Raw genomic sequence first — 13,976 nt, 5'->3', positions numbered from 1 at the left:
TCGGACAAGTTTCCATTTGTAAACCATGATGAAGGAATCATGTTTGCCTGGGGGATAAGTGGGACCCGTCTATCTCTTCGACGTCGCCTCATCGCATGAGCGATGGCTGTCGCTGCGGCAGTCCGCAATCTCGGCGAATGTCGCCAACGCGAACACGCCGGGCTATCGCGCGCAGGATATCGAGCCGTTCAACAAGATCATTGAATCGAAGGTCGTGCCCGTGACGGTGACGTCACCGGCGCACATCACGACCGGTTCTTCAGTTGAAGCCCAGGGCATGCGCAAGGAGAAGAGCTGGGAAACCGTGCACTCCGGCAACTCTGTCAGCCTCGAGCAGGAAATGCTGAAGGCCGGCGATATCAATCGCGACTACTCACTGAATACGGCGATCGTCAAATCGTTTCATCGCATGTTCATGACAAGCATGAAGACCTGAGGGAGATGACGATGATTGATCCGTTGCAAGCATCTGTTCAGATCGCAAGTTCCGGCCTCGAAGCGCAGTCGACCCGCTTGCGGGTCGTGTCGGAGAACCTTGCTAACGCCAATTCGACGGGCCGCACGCCAGGCTCGGATCCGTATCGCCGCAAGACCACGACCTTCACGGCCGAGATGGACCGTGCCGCCGGCGTGCGCATGGTCAAGGTGAAGGATGTCGGAACCGATCAGGCGCCGTTCCGTGTGGACTATGAACCAGGCCATCCGGCTGCCGATTCAACCGGCTATGTAAAGCTGCCCAATGTGAACTCGTTGATTGAAATGGGCGACATGCGGGAAACCAACCGGTCCTTCGAGGCCAACCTACAGGTCATCAAACAGGTGAGATCCATGGTGTCGATGACCATCGATCTCTTGAGGAGCTAACCATGCTTGAAGCGGTATCCTCAGTCATCAGCAGTGCTGGTGAGCTCGCCAAAACCAGCGAAGTCATCAATTCCGCGACACCCGCGGTGCAGCCCGGTGCGGCCACCGTCGGTTTCAACAACGTCCTCGAACAGGTGGCAGCCGATGCCATCGGTTCGATCAAGGCCGGCGAAGCCGCGTCAATCCAGTCCATTCACGGCAAGCTCTCTGCACAGAAGGTGGTCGAGGCGGTCATGTCTGCCGAACGGTCATTGCAGATGGCTGTCGCCGTCCGCGACAAGGTCGTTCAGGCGTATCAAGAAGTCAGCCGAATGGCGATTTGAGGTTTAATCATGAGAGCTCTGGCCATTGCTGCCACCGGTATGGGCGCGCAGCAGCTTAATGTCGAAGTGATCGCGAATAATATCGCGAATATCAACACGACCTCGTACAAGCGATCCCGCGCGGAATTCACCGATCTGTTCTATCAGATCGACCGTGCGCAGGGTGTGCCCAATCGAAGCGGTGAGGGCGCGGTACCGGAAGGCGCCAAGCTCGGTCTCGGCGTGCGTTCGGCTGCCGTGCGCAAGCTGCATCTGCAGGGCGCAATGGCGCAGACTGGCAACACTTATGACATGGCCATCAATGGCCGCGGCTGGTTCCAGATTGCCGGTCCCAATGGTGAGACACTCTACACACGTGCCGGTGCATTCAACTTGAATGAAAACCGCCAGCTCGTGACGCCGGACGGCTATCTGGTGACGCCTGCGATCATCGTCCCGCAGAATGCTGTGGATGTCACTGTCAACGAGTCCGGTCAGGTCTTTGCGAAGGTCGACGGGACCGTTGCGCCAGTTCAGCTCGGGCAACTCTCGCTCGCGAACTTCTCAAATGAAGCTGGTTTGGACCCACTCGGCGGAAATCTCTATCGCGAGACGGTTTCATCCGGCGTGCCCGTTGTTGGCTTCGCAGGTGATATTGGCTACGGCAAGCTGCATCAACACTATCTTGAGAGTTCGAACGTCGATCCGGTGAAGGAAATCACCGAGCTGATCTCGGCGCAGCGTTCCTATGAAATGAATTCAAAAGTCATCCAGGCGGCTGACGAGATGGCCTCAACCATCTCGAAGGGTATGCGGTAAATCCACAGAACGGGATCTCGGCCTGATGCGCGCAGTCACCATTGTCACCCGCTGGGTCGCGAGCTTCGTGCTCGCGGCCGGCATCGCAGGCGTCGCGGATGCGGCGGAAGAGGCCGTTCGCTATCCCGTGCCAGCCACCGCGATCTATCCTGGTGACGTCATCAGAGATGAAATGATCATGGATCGCAACTTTGCGCCCAATATTCAGGGTGCAAGTGCCTTTATCAACGACCGTGCGTCGCTCGTTGGCCGCATCGCGCGTCGCACTCTGTTGGCAGGGCACCTGATTCCGATCAACGGGCTCGAGGATCTCAAGGCCGTCACCCGCGGCGCTGTGGTGAAGGTGCTCGTCGAGGATGACGGGCTCATTATCGTCACCTATGCAACGTCCCTGCAGTCGGGCAGCGCTGGCATGATGGTGCAGCTTCGCAACCTCGATACCGGGGTCACCATTCGGGGCATCGTCCAGCAAGACGGATCAGTGCGGATTCAAAACGGATGATGCTGCGTCTCCTTTGCGGTCTCCTGCTTTCGCTTTCGTTTTCGACAGCAGATGCCGCTGTGCGCGTGAAAGACATCGCCAATCTCAAGGGCGTGCGCGAGAATCAGATTCTCGGCTATGGCCTAGTGATCGGCCTCAAGGGCACCGGTGACACGTTGCGCAACGCGCCGTTCACCGAACAGTCGTTGCAATCGATGCTCGACAATATGGGCATCAATATCCGTGGCACTTCGTTGCGTACGCGCAACGTGGCAGCGGTCGTCGTAACGGCCGATCTGCCGCCGTTCGTCGCAGGTGGTTCGCGAATCGACGTCGCGATCTCGTCGCTGGGCGACGCATCATCCCTGCTTGGCGGAACGTTGGTGATGACGCAGTTACGCGGCGCCGACGGTGAAACCTATGCTGTCGCGCAAGGCGCTATCGCCGTAGGCGGTTACAACGTCGAAGGCGCTGCACAAACGCTCAGCCAGGGTGTGGCCACGGCTGGCCGCATCCCAAATGGCGCGCTGATCGAACGTGAGGTCAAGGGGCGTTTCAGCGAGATGGAATCGCTCATTCTTGAGCTAAAGAATCCGGATTTCGTCACCGCAACGCGCATCATGGATGCGATCAATGCGCATGGCAGTGGCCGTTACCAAAAGGCCGTAGCCTTCGAACGCGATTATCGTACTATCGTACTGTCCCGGCCGCGTGGCACCTCGCCGGTGCGTTTTATCGCCGAGATCGAGGAACTGCTGGTCGAGCCGGATACGCCGGCGCGGGTCGTGGTCGACGAACGTACGGGAACAGTGGTCATCGGCCGGAATGTACAGATTTCGACGGTGGCGGTGACCCATGGCAATCTGTCCGTGAGAATCACCGAGGCGCCTATCGTATCGCAGCCGTCACCGTTTGCGCGGCGCGGTGAGACCGTGGTGGTGCCGCAGACCTTCATCGAAGCGAATGAGCCCGGCGCCAAAATCGCCATTCTGCGCGGGGCAGATTTGCAGCGCCTGGTGCGTGGTCTCAATCAGATCGGGCTGAAGCCGCAGGGGATCATCGCGATCTTACAGGCGATCAAGGCGGCCGGTGCGCTTCAGGCGGAACTCGTCATCCAGTAAGGCGCGGGTCAGCGTCACGCAAGCCAAAGCGTGCAACGCTCGCTCAGCTGAATCACGAGAACACGAATGGCGCGCGTCGCAAATCGATCGATCAAATTCCTCATGCTGGTCGGTATGGTGCTGTCCACACAGGCATCGGCCGAACCCGAGCAGAAGCTCTCAAAGCCGCTGAACCTCGGTGAATTTGCAAAGACGCCGCAAGTCGCGCGCCCCCGTCCAGCTGCAAACAAGCAGGACCCGGTGGTGCGTCCGCCTGCCGATTCGGCGCTGATCACGGGCGCAATCGACAAAAAGGATAGCGCAGCCGCGAACTCCCAGGAATCCGACGTCGCGCGCTTTTGCAGCAACATTGCAGACCAGGCACTCGATGCCCGTGTGGCGTGGCAGCAGAAAGAGCTGGAAGCGACGGAATCCAAGCTGAAGCTGCGCATTGCGGAACTTGAGGCCAAGCGTGCCGAATATGAGGAATGGCTGAAGTTGCGCGAAGAATTCCTCAAAAAGGCAGAAGATAACGTCGTCGAAATCTACTCGCGCATGAATCCGGAAGCCGCGGCGCAGCAGATTGCCAGCATGGCTGATGACACGGCAGCTGCTGTTCTCGCCAAGCTGCGCGTTCGCGTGGCCAGCGCGATCCTCAATGAAATGGAGCCGGCACGTGGCGCACACCTCGCCGACACGCTTGCCGGGATGCGTCGCACCGACGACGGGAAAGCCAAGAAATGATGTGGTTAAGAGTGATTCTGATTCCGGTCGCACTGTCGTGCCTGACCGGTTGCGCCAGCAATCTCGCCGAGGTTGGCCAGGCACCCTACATGTCGCCGATTGGCAACGGCATGCAGGTCGATGCGCGCGCAATCCCGATCGAGAGGCGTGCCTATCGTAGCGCAGGCCCTCACTCGATCTGGAATGACCGCAAGGACCTCTACCGCGATTCGCGGGCCACGCGGGTCGGCGATCTTCTGACCGTGAATATTCTGATGAACGACAAGGCGATCCTCGACAACAAGACGGATCGGTCGCGTGACTCGCAGATCAAGGTTGAGTCCGACTATTCGGCCAATATTGCCAAATGGCTCTCGGCGGGAAATTTCGACACCAACGTCAAGTCCCAGTCGTCGAACAAGGGCGCTGGCAAGATTGACCGGAACGAAGAAGTACGTTTCTCGGTGGCTGCAGTCGTTGTCGACGTACTCCCGAACGGCAATCTCCTGGTCAGCGGTTCGCAGGAGATGCGCGTCAATTACGAAATGCGCATCGTCAATGTCGGCGGCATCGTGCGTCCGATCGATATCAGCCGCAACAACACGATCGCCTATGAGAAGATCGCCGAAGCCCGCATTTCGTATGGCGGGCGCGGCCGGTCCATGGAAGTGCAGCAGCCGAACTGGGGCCAGCAGGTCTACGACCAGGTCGCGCCGTTCTGATGGGGATCGCTCATGGCCGATGACACCGCGAATGAAGGCCAGCGCCCGGGGGTCATGCAGTGGTTTGGCGCCCTGCTGCTCGTCACTGCGCTCTCGGTGGGCGCAGGAGCGCTGGCAAGCCTGCATTTGATGTCGACGTTCCAACGCATCAGTGAAAGCCAGAAGGAAGTTCCGGAGAAGCCGATCTCCTCGGCCTTCAATCCCAATGATCGTCTGCGCAAGATCACACCGGTCGTGACCAATCTGGCGGCGCCGCCAAATGCCTGGATCCGCATGGAGGCGTCGATCGTGACCGACAAGTTGACCGAGGAGGAGGCGAGTATCGTGGTCGCCCGCATCGGCGAAGATGTTGCAGCCTATCTGCGCACGCTCACACCCGCGCAGATCGAGGGTGCCCGCGGCCTGCAATATTTGCGCGAAGACCTGAATGAGCGCGCGCTTACGCGTTCGAGCGGCAGGGTTCGTGAGTTGATTATCGAGACGCTGGTGGTGCAATGAAGCGTATCATTCCGATCCTGCTCCTGGCGCTTCTGCCGACAGCTGCCATGGCGCAGGTTCCGGATCTGTCGACCTTGCTTCCGCCGGGCGAGGGTAGTGCCAGCGGCCGAATCATCCAGATGGTCGCGCTGCTGACGGTGCTGTCACTGGCGCCGGGCTTGCTCATCATGGTGACGAGCTTCACGCGATTCGTCGTCGCGCTCTCATTCCTGCGCACAGGGCTTGGCCTGCAGACTACGCCAGCGAACATCGTGATGATCAGCCTCGCGTTGTTTCTCACATTCTATGTGATGGCGCCGACTTTCGATCGCGCTTGGGTAAACGGCCTTCAGCCCCTGATGAAGAATGAAATCACCGAACAGGAAGCCTATTCGCGGGTCACAGATCCGTTCCGGGATTTCATGTTGCAGCACGTGCGCGAAAAGGATCTGCAAACCTTCGAGAACCTCGCAGCCGAGAGTATGAAGGTCAAACTCGACGGGCAACGGGTCGATTTGCGAATTATCATCCCGGCTTTCATGGTGTCGGAACTTCGCCGCGCATTCGAGATCGGCTTTCTTGTCGTCATGCCGTTCCTGGTGATCGACATGATCGTCGCAACACTGACGATGTCGATGGGCATGATGATGATGCCGCCCACGGTATTCGCGCTACCATTCAAGGTACTATTCTTCGTGTTGATCGACGGCTGGAATTTGCTCGCAGTTGGTCTTGTGAAGTCGTTTCTCTAGATCATTTGATTCATCACAAGGTAAGTGACGAATCAAATGATCGCTGTTAACTATACGAGCCGCCGCTCCCTTCAGCTTTGGGTAAGGTTTGGCGGCTAGCTTGCAGTTCACGACAGGTTGGGTCGATCAGATATCGACATTCCAAAGGCATGATGCCGCCCTCTCGTACCGGTGAAAGTCCGGTATGTCCCCAGCAAATCAATCAAATTAAAGGGACATACGATGTCTAGCTTGATGACCAACTCCCAGGCAATGACCGCGCTGCAGACCCTGCGCTCGGTCGATGCCAACCTCTCCACCACGATGAACCGTATTTCGACCGGCTATCGCGTGGCGACCGCGTCGGACAACGCCGCTTACTGGTCGATCGCTACCACGATGCGTTCGGACGTTCAGGCTCTGGGCGCCGTGCAGGACGCTCTCGGTCTCGGCGCTGCGACCATCGACACGATGTATACTGGCCTCGAAGGCACGGTCGACGTCGTCTCGTCGATCAAGGAAAAACTGGTTGCTGCTCGTACCCCGGGTGTCGACCGCGCCAAGATCCAGAGCGAAATCACCGAACTTCAGAAGCAGCTGAAGAATACTGCCGACTCGGCCGTGTTCAACGGTGAAAACTGGATCTCGGTCGACTCACAGGACCCCACCTACAACTCGACGAAGTCGGTCGTGTCGTCCTTCTCCCGCGCCGGCGGTGTCGTTTCGGTGGACACGCTCACCATCGACCTCGACGCCATCAAGCTCTACGATACGACGCTCGACGCCGCCTACATCACGGCTCACGCTGCCGCCACGACGACGACCCTCGTTTTCGATCCGGCCACCGTCGGTGCGGCTGGTCCGCCCGCCACGACCACGGGCACGATTGCTTTCGCCGTCACGCCACTTGGTGGAACTGCCACGACGACCACGATCAACGTGTCGCAGAGCTCCACGGTTCAGGACATCGCCAAGGCACTTAACGGTCTGGGCATTCAGGGCCTTACTGTTGGTGTCAATGCCGATGGCAAGACGCTCGAGATCAAGAACGCCAGCACGACCGCGATCGCTACCACCAGCACCAATGGTGGCGCGACCGGCGGTACCGTTGCGTTGCAGCCAGCGGCTACCGCCAACGTGGCGACCCAAAAAGGCGTTCTCGACCAGACCTACGACGTCTACAAGAATGGTGGCTGGACCACCTTCAGCGTAGCTAATCTGGACATCTCGAAGTTCACCGATAGCGCCTCCGATCTGACTGCGCTCGAGACCTACATCTCGGGTACAGACAAAGCGCTGAGCAAGATCACCGATGCCGCCACCAACCTCGGCGCCATCAAGAACCGCATCGGTCTGCAGCAGGACTTCGTCAAGACCCTGACTGACTCGCTCGATCGCGGTATCGGCCAGCTCGTCGACGCAGACATGAACGCCGAATCGACCCGCCTCCAGGCTTTGCAGACGCAGCAGCAGCTGGGCATTCAGGCGCTGTCGATCGCCAATGCCGGCAGCCAGAGCATCCTGTCGCTGTTCCGCGGCTAATCGCTCTCACATCGTGAATGGGAATGGCCGCGACCGTCATAGGTCGCGGCCATTTCGCTTTCCAGCTCTCCGTAACCCTCGGACAAGCTTCACAATCGATGATCGATTCGGAAGTGGGCAGGGGTATTTATGGTCAATCGCGAGCACGCGCAGAAGCTCTGGAACAATCTGCTTGAGCTGGGTACGAAGCGTCTCATTCTGCTCGCGGTGGTTGGCCTCGCTGTGTTTGGCGGTGTTGGCGGCGGCGCGTACTACATAAGCCGGCCGGAATACAATGTTCTCTATTCGGGTCTTAGCCGCGAGGACGTGACGCGTGTCAGCTCGGTGCTGCGCGACGCGAATATCGCTTTCGATCTGAATACGGCGGGCGATACCGTCTATGTTCGTCCCGGACAGACCGCCCAGGCGCGTACACTACTCGCCGACAAGGGCCTGCCTAGCACCACCGGCGGCGGTTATGAGCTGTTCGACAAGATCGGCTCGCTCGGCCTGACCTCGTTCATGCAGGAAATCACGCGCGTGCGTGCGCTCGAGGGCGAGATTGCGCGAACGATCCAGGTTCTCAAAGGCGTCAAGGCAGCCCGCGTTCATATCGTGATGCCTGCGCGTGGTTCATTCCGGCGTGAGCAGTCGCCGCCATCGGCTTCGGTCGTACTGCGAACGGATGGCCCGGCGGATGCACGCACGGCGCGTTCGGTGCGCCATCTCGTAGCTGCGGCCGTGCCGGGAATGACCGCGGACAAGGTCACCGTGCTCGACAGTGACGGTTCGCTGCTTTCGGACGATGACGGCAGCGGCAGCCTCGGGGCAACGCCGACCACGATGGCCAATTTGCAGAAGGTCGTCAGCCGCTCGATCCAGGAGAATGTGAGCCGGGCACTGACACCCTATCTGGGGCTCGATAACTTCGAGGTCAGCGTTGCGACCCAGCTGTCGACCGATAAGAAACAGACCAACGAGACGGTCTACGATCCAGATTCGCGGGTGCAGCGCTCTGTGCGCGCTGTACGAGAGAAGGAAACATCGCAGAGCCTCGATCGACAGCAGCCGACAACCGTTCAGCAGAACCTGCCAGATCAGCAGGTCAATGCGACCGGTGCCAAGAATCAGAATGATGAGAAGCAGCGCCGCGAAGACATCACCAATTACGAAGTGTCGTCGAAGACGGTGACGACCACGAGCGATGGTTTTGTGGTGAACAAGATGTTCCTCGCCGTTCTGGTCAACCGGCCGCGTCTCATCGCGAGCCTCGGCGACAAGGTGAGCGATGCTGCGATCGAAGCCAAGGTCGCGGAGATCTCGCAGATTGCTGCGACCGCAGCTGGCATCGATCGCCCGCGTGGCGACCAGATTCAGGTTTCGGCAGTCGAATTCATGGAAGGTGCGCGCGATCTCACGCCGGTGCCGTCGATCACCTTCACAGAAGTGATGATGCGTCAGGCGGGCAGTCTCGTGAGTGCCATCACCATCCTGGCCGTGGCCGGCATGCTGATCTGGTTCGGTCTGCGCCCAGCGATCAATACGATCCTGGCCAGTGCGAAGACGGACGAGACAATGCAGTTCCAGGCGGAGACGAATGCGCTTCTCGGTGGCGGCAGCACGATGGCGACCGCGGCTCTGACAGGAGGCGAGGCTCCGCCCAATCTTATCCAGGATGTCTCGAGCAGTATGCAGAATACGCCGCAGAGGCGGTTGGAACAGATCATCCAGCTCGATGAGAAGCAGGCGGCGGCGATTCTGAAACAATGGATCAGACAAGAGGAAGCGGTATGAGCGCAGAGCAAGTCGCACGTCTGATCGCCGATTTCGATCGACCGGAGCCGCCAAAAACACGCAGCCGCGTCGTTCCGTTCGACCATCTGCATCACTCCAGCGTGCAGTCGCAGCATCAGCCACTTCTGCAGAAGGCAAAGCAGCAGCCGTCGTTTCAACCCCAGCCGCAGATGCAGCCAAAGCCGCCTGTCGTGCAGGAGGATGATGGCTATGAGCGTGGTCGCGCCGAAGGCTATGCGAGCGCACTCGCCGAGTTCGAACGGCGCTTGGAGCAGGAGAAGCAGGCACTTGCAGCGCAGGCCGCCGAAGAACGGCAGCAACTGCTCAACGAGACTGCGGCCAAGCTCGCCGGCGATATCGCCGAAATGGGCGACCAGTTGCAGGGAAGGATCGCCGGCGTAGTCGCTCGACTCCTCGAGCCGCTCATCAGTAACGCCGTGCAGAAACAGGCAGTTACGTCATTCATCGAGCATCTGTCGTCGATTACAACCGATAGCCGCCGCCCGGTCCTGCGTATCACAGGCCCATCGGAGCTGCTCGAACTGATCCGCAGCAAGCTCGGCGTCCGCGCCATCGCATCGGAATTGCGTGCCGGCCCCGAAGCGGAAGCGTCTATTGTCGTTGATCAGATCGTGCTCGAGACTCAGCTCAAGGTCTGGACCGAACGACTGAAGATGGCGGTCCAGAGCTGAGATGGCCGATCCGCTTCCGCCAGAAATAGTGATCATCCGCCGTCGCAGTTCGCTTGAGAGCGGCGAGACGAAGAACAGTGTCTGGAAAATCGCCTATGCCGACTTCATGACGGCGATGATGGCATTCTTTCTGGTGATGTGGCTGATCAATGCCACCAATCAGGAAACGCGTGAGAGCGTTGCCACCTATTTCAATCCGATCAAGCTGACCGACTCAACACCGGATCGCAAGGGCATCAACGACGCCCGGAGGGTTGACCCCGGCAAGGCCGTGGAAGGCGAGAGCAAGTGGCCGCATCCGGAGCCAGGTCAGCCGACCGATGCGCTTGCGCGTCCGCAGCCTCCACAACCGCGCTATGGCGAGGCGACGTTGTTTCGCGATCCTTATGCGGTGCTGTCGGAGATTGCCGGCGGTCCTCCGCGTCCGGGACAGACCAGCGCGGCGCTCGACCCGAATCGTAAGGAAGGGCTGAAGGGCGGAGAGGCCTATCGGGACCCCTTCGATCCGATCAACTGGCCGATGGCGTCGATCTCGTCGCTCGAGAAGAAGCTGTCGGGACGCAAGGACGCCGGCAGCCTTCCATTCGGCGAGGATGTTGCTGCTGCGGCGAGCGAGGGCCAGGAGCCGCGCCCGCTCGATGCCAAGCCTGATGCCACCGGCACCCCGGGTCAGGAGATGTCGGGATCGAATTCAACTCCCGCGAAATCCGACAAGCAGGAGGCACCGAAGCCCGCCGGGTTGTTTGCCGACGATGGCGACAAGTCCAATCCGGCAGCGGGTCGCCCGCAACCGGCTCAGGCTGACAAGACCGCAGCACCGGCTGATAAATCCCAGGCGCAGCCTGACAAGGCGCCCGCCCAGGCTGAAAAGGCCCAGCCGATGGACGCCGCCAAGCTCCAGGCCGCGATCTCGGCGGCATTGGTCACCATTGGACCGGCGCGTCCGGTTGCCGAAGTGAGGGAGACTCCCGAAGGACTGCTGATCAATCTGACGGACGACGTGAATTACGGAATGTTTGCCAACGGCTCGGCCGAGCCCACGCCCGGTCTCGTTCGCGCGCTCGACAAGATCACGCCGATGATCGCGCAGAACCGTGGCCAGGTCATCGTGCGCGGTCACACCGATAGCCGCGTCTATCGCACATCGGAATATGACAATTGGCGGCTTTCGACCGCGCGTGCGCATATGGCGTATCACATGCTGGTGCGCGGCGGCCTCGACGCCGCGCGGGTCGAGCGCATCGAGGGCTATGCAGACCGCCGGCCGAAAATTCAGAACGACCCGCTTGCCGCGCAGAACCGGCGGATCGAGCTTCTGATCCGTGCTCCCGTGCTATGACCAGCGCCAGGATCATTGCAGCAACGCTTCTAGCCTGTCTTGGCAGCGCACATGCGCAGCCGGCCGACGACCAAATGCGCGAACCGTATCAGATGGTTCGTTCATTGCAGATGCTGCAAGATCAGATCGCGCGCGGCGATCTCGATGCTCACAATTCCCAACCCGCCCTGCTGAAGCGCCTGGGTGAGAATTTCCTGAAAGCCGATGCCGCCGTCTGGAAGGAGCCGCGCAATTCGCGCGCAGCTGTCACCTTCCTCCTGAGTGGCGGGTCGCCGCAAGTGGTCGCGAGCCTCCGTTCCCGCAACGTGCTGAATATTGACGAGGCCATTGTCGATGGCGCTATCGCCTACGTCGAAGGGCGTACGGACGAAGCGAAGTCGAAGCTCGCGAATATCAAGCCACGTAGTCTGCCTGCGGCGCTCGGTGCGGAGATTGCGCTGGTGCAATCGGCACTGGTTGCGCAGGACGACCTGAAGGTCGCGATCGCATTGCTTGACGAGGTGCGGCTGATGATGCCGGGCACGCTGGTCGAGGAAGCGGCACTGCGTAGGGAGATTTTCATCGTCGGACAGGACGACGACTTCGACAAGTTCGAAGCCCTCGCGGTGCGTTACTTTCGCAGATATCGGCATTCCATCTATGCGGGGAATTTCCGCCAGCGCTTTGCGCTCTCTGTGGCACGCTTCAGCTTCGTGCAGCGACCTGATCGTTTCCCGCGTCTTGTCGCCGTGCTCGATCATCTCGATCGGGCGAGCCAGCGTGCGCTCTATCTTCTAATTGCAAGAACGGCATTGGTTCGCGGCAAGACTGAAATGACAGTGCTTGCCGCCGACCGTGTATTTGCATTGTCCGATGATGACAGCGCCGAGCGCGTGCGCGCGCGCCTGTACCGTGCCGCGGCACGCGTTGCCACATCGGCACACAGTACGGCAATCGCCGAGCTTGAGCAGATCGACAAGGCAAAACTGTCCGAACGTGATGTCGAACTGCAAACCGCGGCGCTTGCCATTGGATTGAATGTTCGAAAAGCGCTGCCGGAGGCAAAGGCCAAAAGCGACGGAAGCAGCGAAGTGAAGACGGCGATGCGGCCGCGCATTGATTTCAGCCGCTCTCTTGCCGCCGTTGATCGCGCGCAAAAGCTGCTCGATGCGTCGCAGGAGCAATTAAAGGAGAAAACCCGATGAACAATGCCGATCTCCTGATGGCAGCCCTTCGCCAGACAGCGGCCGGAAAGGCTGGAGCGAAAGGCGGATTCAACGGCGGTGCCCATGCCAAGGACGGCAAGGAGAAGGCCGATCATTTTCGCGAGCAGCTCCGGCTGGTCTCAAAAGAGAGCAAAACAGTCACGCCGCATGTTCCCAAGACAGCTGATGACGCGAAAATCGTTGATGCAAAGCCGGTGCTCGACGCGGCATCCGTTCTTGCGGAATTGACGGGTGAAGTCGCGCAAAAGCCAAACGTCAGCGATGATCAAGCCGATGATGACGATGCAAAGGCCACGGAGGGCGACGAGGGGGCGACAAAATCTGCCCCCTGGCGCGGACCGGACCCCGCGCTCAGCGCGGTAATGGCCAAGCTCGATCACGCACACTCACCTTTGCCAAGCGACGGCAAGGCGGCGTCTCGCATCTCGGTACCGGACGTGAAGACCGATGATGTTCCGCGCGATCCCGCGAAGCTCATTCAGGCCACAACGGCCGACGTGCCTGACGCCGATGCGGCTACTACGCAACGTTTCACGCTGACGGTCGAGACGACGGATACCAAGCCGCTTCCAGCCGCCAAGGCGGTCGTTCGTGAACAAGAGACGCATTTCGAACCGGTGCAACAGGTGACGACGTTGCAAAAGATCGTCGATCGGATGGCGACTGATCTGTCGGCCGTCGCATCGCCTGAAGGGGCTCGCGCGGCCGACGCGCCGGGGCTCGAAGCGCACAAAGCTGCGGATAGCCGGCCGGTGCGTATGATGACGCTCGAACTCGATCCGCCCAATCTCGGTTCTGTCACCGTGAAGATGCGGCTTGCCGGCGATTCCGTGGAGATTCATCTCACTGCGGATCGCTACGAAACCACCCAAATGCTGCGGCAGGAACGCGGCGCGCTCACCGACGCCATGCAGTCGGCTGGCTACACGTTCGACATCGCGGCGATCGATCATACCCGCACCCCCGACGCAAATCTGAACAACGGGCAGCAGCAACAGCAACAACAAGCGCCGTCCGATCAACGTTCTTCGCTGCCGTCGTCAGGCGGATCGCAGGCGGACGGTGGTTCTTCGGGGCGGTCGTCCGGTGATGCGCAGAGCGGCGCACGGCATAACAGGCAGGATCATGAGCAATCGCCAAGGCCGTCAGAACGGCAGCAGGACCAGAATAGCAATCGGGTTCGCAGCAGCACTGTTTATATCTAGC

General features: G+C 60.0%; 16 protein-coding genes. All 16 read left to right on the top strand.

Annotation, left to right across the window (positions count from 1 at the left end; translation table 11 throughout):
* Positions 1–58: 58 nt before the first annotated feature.
* The 16 genes from flgB (at position 59) to RSO67_RS16520 (ending at position 13,975) form a co-directional block, all read left to right on the top strand.
* Positions 59–436: a flagellar basal body rod protein FlgB gene (flgB, locus tag RSO67_RS16595; RefSeq protein WP_092141368.1), complete on the top strand. Its 378-nt coding sequence runs from the start codon at positions 59–61 to the stop codon at positions 434–436.
* 11 nt (positions 437–447) lie between these two features.
* Positions 448–864 (top strand): flagellar basal body rod protein FlgC, encoded by a 417-nt coding sequence (flgC, locus tag RSO67_RS16590; RefSeq protein ID WP_315839766.1) that lies wholly within the window; start codon positions 448–450, stop codon positions 862–864.
* A 2-nt stretch (positions 865–866) separates the two neighbouring features.
* The gene (locus RSO67_RS16585) at positions 867–1,187 is read left to right on the top strand and encodes a flagellar hook-basal body complex protein FliE (protein WP_068729891.1); all 321 of its coding nucleotides are present in this window, start codon (positions 867–869) and stop codon (positions 1,185–1,187) included.
* Between the two features lie 9 nt (positions 1,188–1,196).
* Complete coding sequence (flgG, locus tag RSO67_RS16580) at positions 1,197–1,985, top strand: flagellar basal-body rod protein FlgG (RefSeq protein WP_089263432.1); 789 nt, start codon at positions 1,197–1,199, stop codon at positions 1,983–1,985.
* 25 nt (positions 1,986–2,010) lie between these two features.
* Positions 2,011–2,487 (top strand): flagellar basal body P-ring formation chaperone FlgA, encoded by a 477-nt coding sequence (gene flgA / locus RSO67_RS16575; protein ID WP_315839765.1) that lies wholly within the window; start codon positions 2,011–2,013, stop codon positions 2,485–2,487.
* Positions 2,487–3,587 (top strand): flagellar basal body P-ring protein FlgI, encoded by a 1,101-nt coding sequence (gene flgI, locus RSO67_RS16570; protein WP_315844276.1) that lies wholly within the window; start codon positions 2,487–2,489, stop codon positions 3,585–3,587. Before flgA ends, flgI begins: the two co-directional genes overlap by 1 nt.
* Positions 3,588–3,653: 66 nt before the next feature.
* Positions 3,654–4,310 carry a MotE family protein gene (locus tag RSO67_RS16565; RefSeq protein WP_244558224.1) on the top strand — a complete coding sequence of 219 codons (657 nt, stop codon included), beginning with the start codon at positions 3,654–3,656 and terminating at the stop codon, positions 4,308–4,310.
* Positions 4,307–5,011 carry a flagellar basal body L-ring protein FlgH gene (gene flgH, locus RSO67_RS16560; RefSeq protein ID WP_410001750.1) on the top strand — a complete coding sequence of 235 codons (705 nt, stop codon included), beginning with the start codon at positions 4,307–4,309 and terminating at the stop codon, positions 5,009–5,011. Before RSO67_RS16565 ends, flgH begins: the two co-directional genes overlap by 4 nt.
* 12 nt (positions 5,012–5,023) lie before the next feature.
* Positions 5,024–5,509: a flagellar basal body-associated FliL family protein gene (locus tag RSO67_RS16555; RefSeq protein WP_315839764.1), complete on the top strand. Its 486-nt coding sequence runs from the start codon at positions 5,024–5,026 to the stop codon at positions 5,507–5,509.
* Positions 5,506–6,240, top strand: coding sequence for a flagellar type III secretion system pore protein FliP (fliP, locus tag RSO67_RS16550; protein ID WP_315839763.1), 735 nt, complete (start codon positions 5,506–5,508; stop codon positions 6,238–6,240). Before RSO67_RS16555 ends, fliP begins: the two co-directional genes overlap by 4 nt.
* Before the next feature lie 222 nt (positions 6,241–6,462).
* The gene (locus RSO67_RS16545) at positions 6,463–7,761 is read left to right on the top strand and encodes a flagellin (protein WP_315839762.1); all 1,299 of its coding nucleotides are present in this window, start codon (positions 6,463–6,465) and stop codon (positions 7,759–7,761) included.
* Between the two features lie 129 nt (positions 7,762–7,890).
* Positions 7,891–9,534 carry a flagellar basal-body MS-ring/collar protein FliF gene (fliF, locus tag RSO67_RS16540; protein WP_315839761.1) on the top strand — a complete coding sequence of 548 codons (1,644 nt, stop codon included), beginning with the start codon at positions 7,891–7,893 and terminating at the stop codon, positions 9,532–9,534.
* A complete protein-coding gene (locus RSO67_RS16535; RefSeq protein ID WP_315839760.1) occupies positions 9,531–10,226 on the top strand; it encodes a hypothetical protein in 696 nt (231 codons plus the stop codon). The genes fliF and RSO67_RS16535 overlap by 4 nt, the downstream gene beginning before the upstream one ends.
* Before the next feature lies 1 nt (position 10,227).
* On the top strand, positions 10,228–11,565 hold the full coding sequence (locus RSO67_RS16530; protein WP_315839759.1) for a MotB family protein: 1,338 nt from the start codon (positions 10,228–10,230) through the stop codon (positions 11,563–11,565).
* Positions 11,562–12,749 (top strand): chemotaxis protein, encoded by a 1,188-nt coding sequence (locus RSO67_RS16525; protein ID WP_089263441.1) that lies wholly within the window; start codon positions 11,562–11,564, stop codon positions 12,747–12,749. Before RSO67_RS16530 ends, RSO67_RS16525 begins: the two co-directional genes overlap by 4 nt.
* Complete coding sequence (locus tag RSO67_RS16520; protein ID WP_315839758.1) at positions 12,746–13,975, top strand: flagellar hook-length control protein FliK; 1,230 nt, start codon at positions 12,746–12,748, stop codon at positions 13,973–13,975. Before RSO67_RS16525 ends, RSO67_RS16520 begins: the two co-directional genes overlap by 4 nt.
* Position 13,976: the final 1 nt, after the last annotated feature.

This window comes from Tardiphaga sp. 709 (genome assembly GCF_032401055.1).
GTDB lineage: Bacteria > Pseudomonadota > Alphaproteobacteria > Rhizobiales > Xanthobacteraceae > Tardiphaga.
This window is presented reverse-complemented; position numbering and strand designations above follow the sequence as displayed.

Coding starts and splice junctions, on each gene's coding strand:
- RSO67_RS16530 (WP_315839759.1), top strand. CDS start 10,228: ATGGCCGATCCGCTTCCGCCAGAAATAGTGATCATCCGCCGTCGCAGT.
- fliF (WP_315839761.1), top strand. CDS start 7,891: ATGGTCAATCGCGAGCACGCGCAGAAGCTCTGGAACAATCTGCTTGAG.
- RSO67_RS16545 (WP_315839762.1), top strand. CDS start 6,463: ATGTCTAGCTTGATGACCAACTCCCAGGCAATGACCGCGCTGCAGACC.
- RSO67_RS16520 (WP_315839758.1), top strand. CDS start 12,746: ATGAACAATGCCGATCTCCTGATGGCAGCCCTTCGCCAGACAGCGGCC.
- RSO67_RS16585 (WP_068729891.1), top strand. CDS start 867: ATGCTTGAAGCGGTATCCTCAGTCATCAGCAGTGCTGGTGAGCTCGCC.
- fliP (WP_315839763.1), top strand. CDS start 5,506: ATGAAGCGTATCATTCCGATCCTGCTCCTGGCGCTTCTGCCGACAGCT.
- flgG (WP_089263432.1), top strand. CDS start 1,197: ATGAGAGCTCTGGCCATTGCTGCCACCGGTATGGGCGCGCAGCAGCTT.
- flgI (WP_315844276.1), top strand. CDS start 2,487: ATGCTGCGTCTCCTTTGCGGTCTCCTGCTTTCGCTTTCGTTTTCGACA.
- flgA (WP_315839765.1), top strand. CDS start 2,011: ATGCGCGCAGTCACCATTGTCACCCGCTGGGTCGCGAGCTTCGTGCTC.
- RSO67_RS16565 (WP_244558224.1), top strand. CDS start 3,654: ATGGCGCGCGTCGCAAATCGATCGATCAAATTCCTCATGCTGGTCGGT.
- flgH (WP_410001750.1), top strand. CDS start 4,307: ATGATGTGGTTAAGAGTGATTCTGATTCCGGTCGCACTGTCGTGCCTG.
- flgC (WP_315839766.1), top strand. CDS start 448: ATGATTGATCCGTTGCAAGCATCTGTTCAGATCGCAAGTTCCGGCCTC.
- RSO67_RS16525 (WP_089263441.1), top strand. CDS start 11,562: ATGACCAGCGCCAGGATCATTGCAGCAACGCTTCTAGCCTGTCTTGGC.
- RSO67_RS16555 (WP_315839764.1), top strand. CDS start 5,024: ATGGCCGATGACACCGCGAATGAAGGCCAGCGCCCGGGGGTCATGCAG.
- RSO67_RS16535 (WP_315839760.1), top strand. CDS start 9,531: ATGAGCGCAGAGCAAGTCGCACGTCTGATCGCCGATTTCGATCGACCG.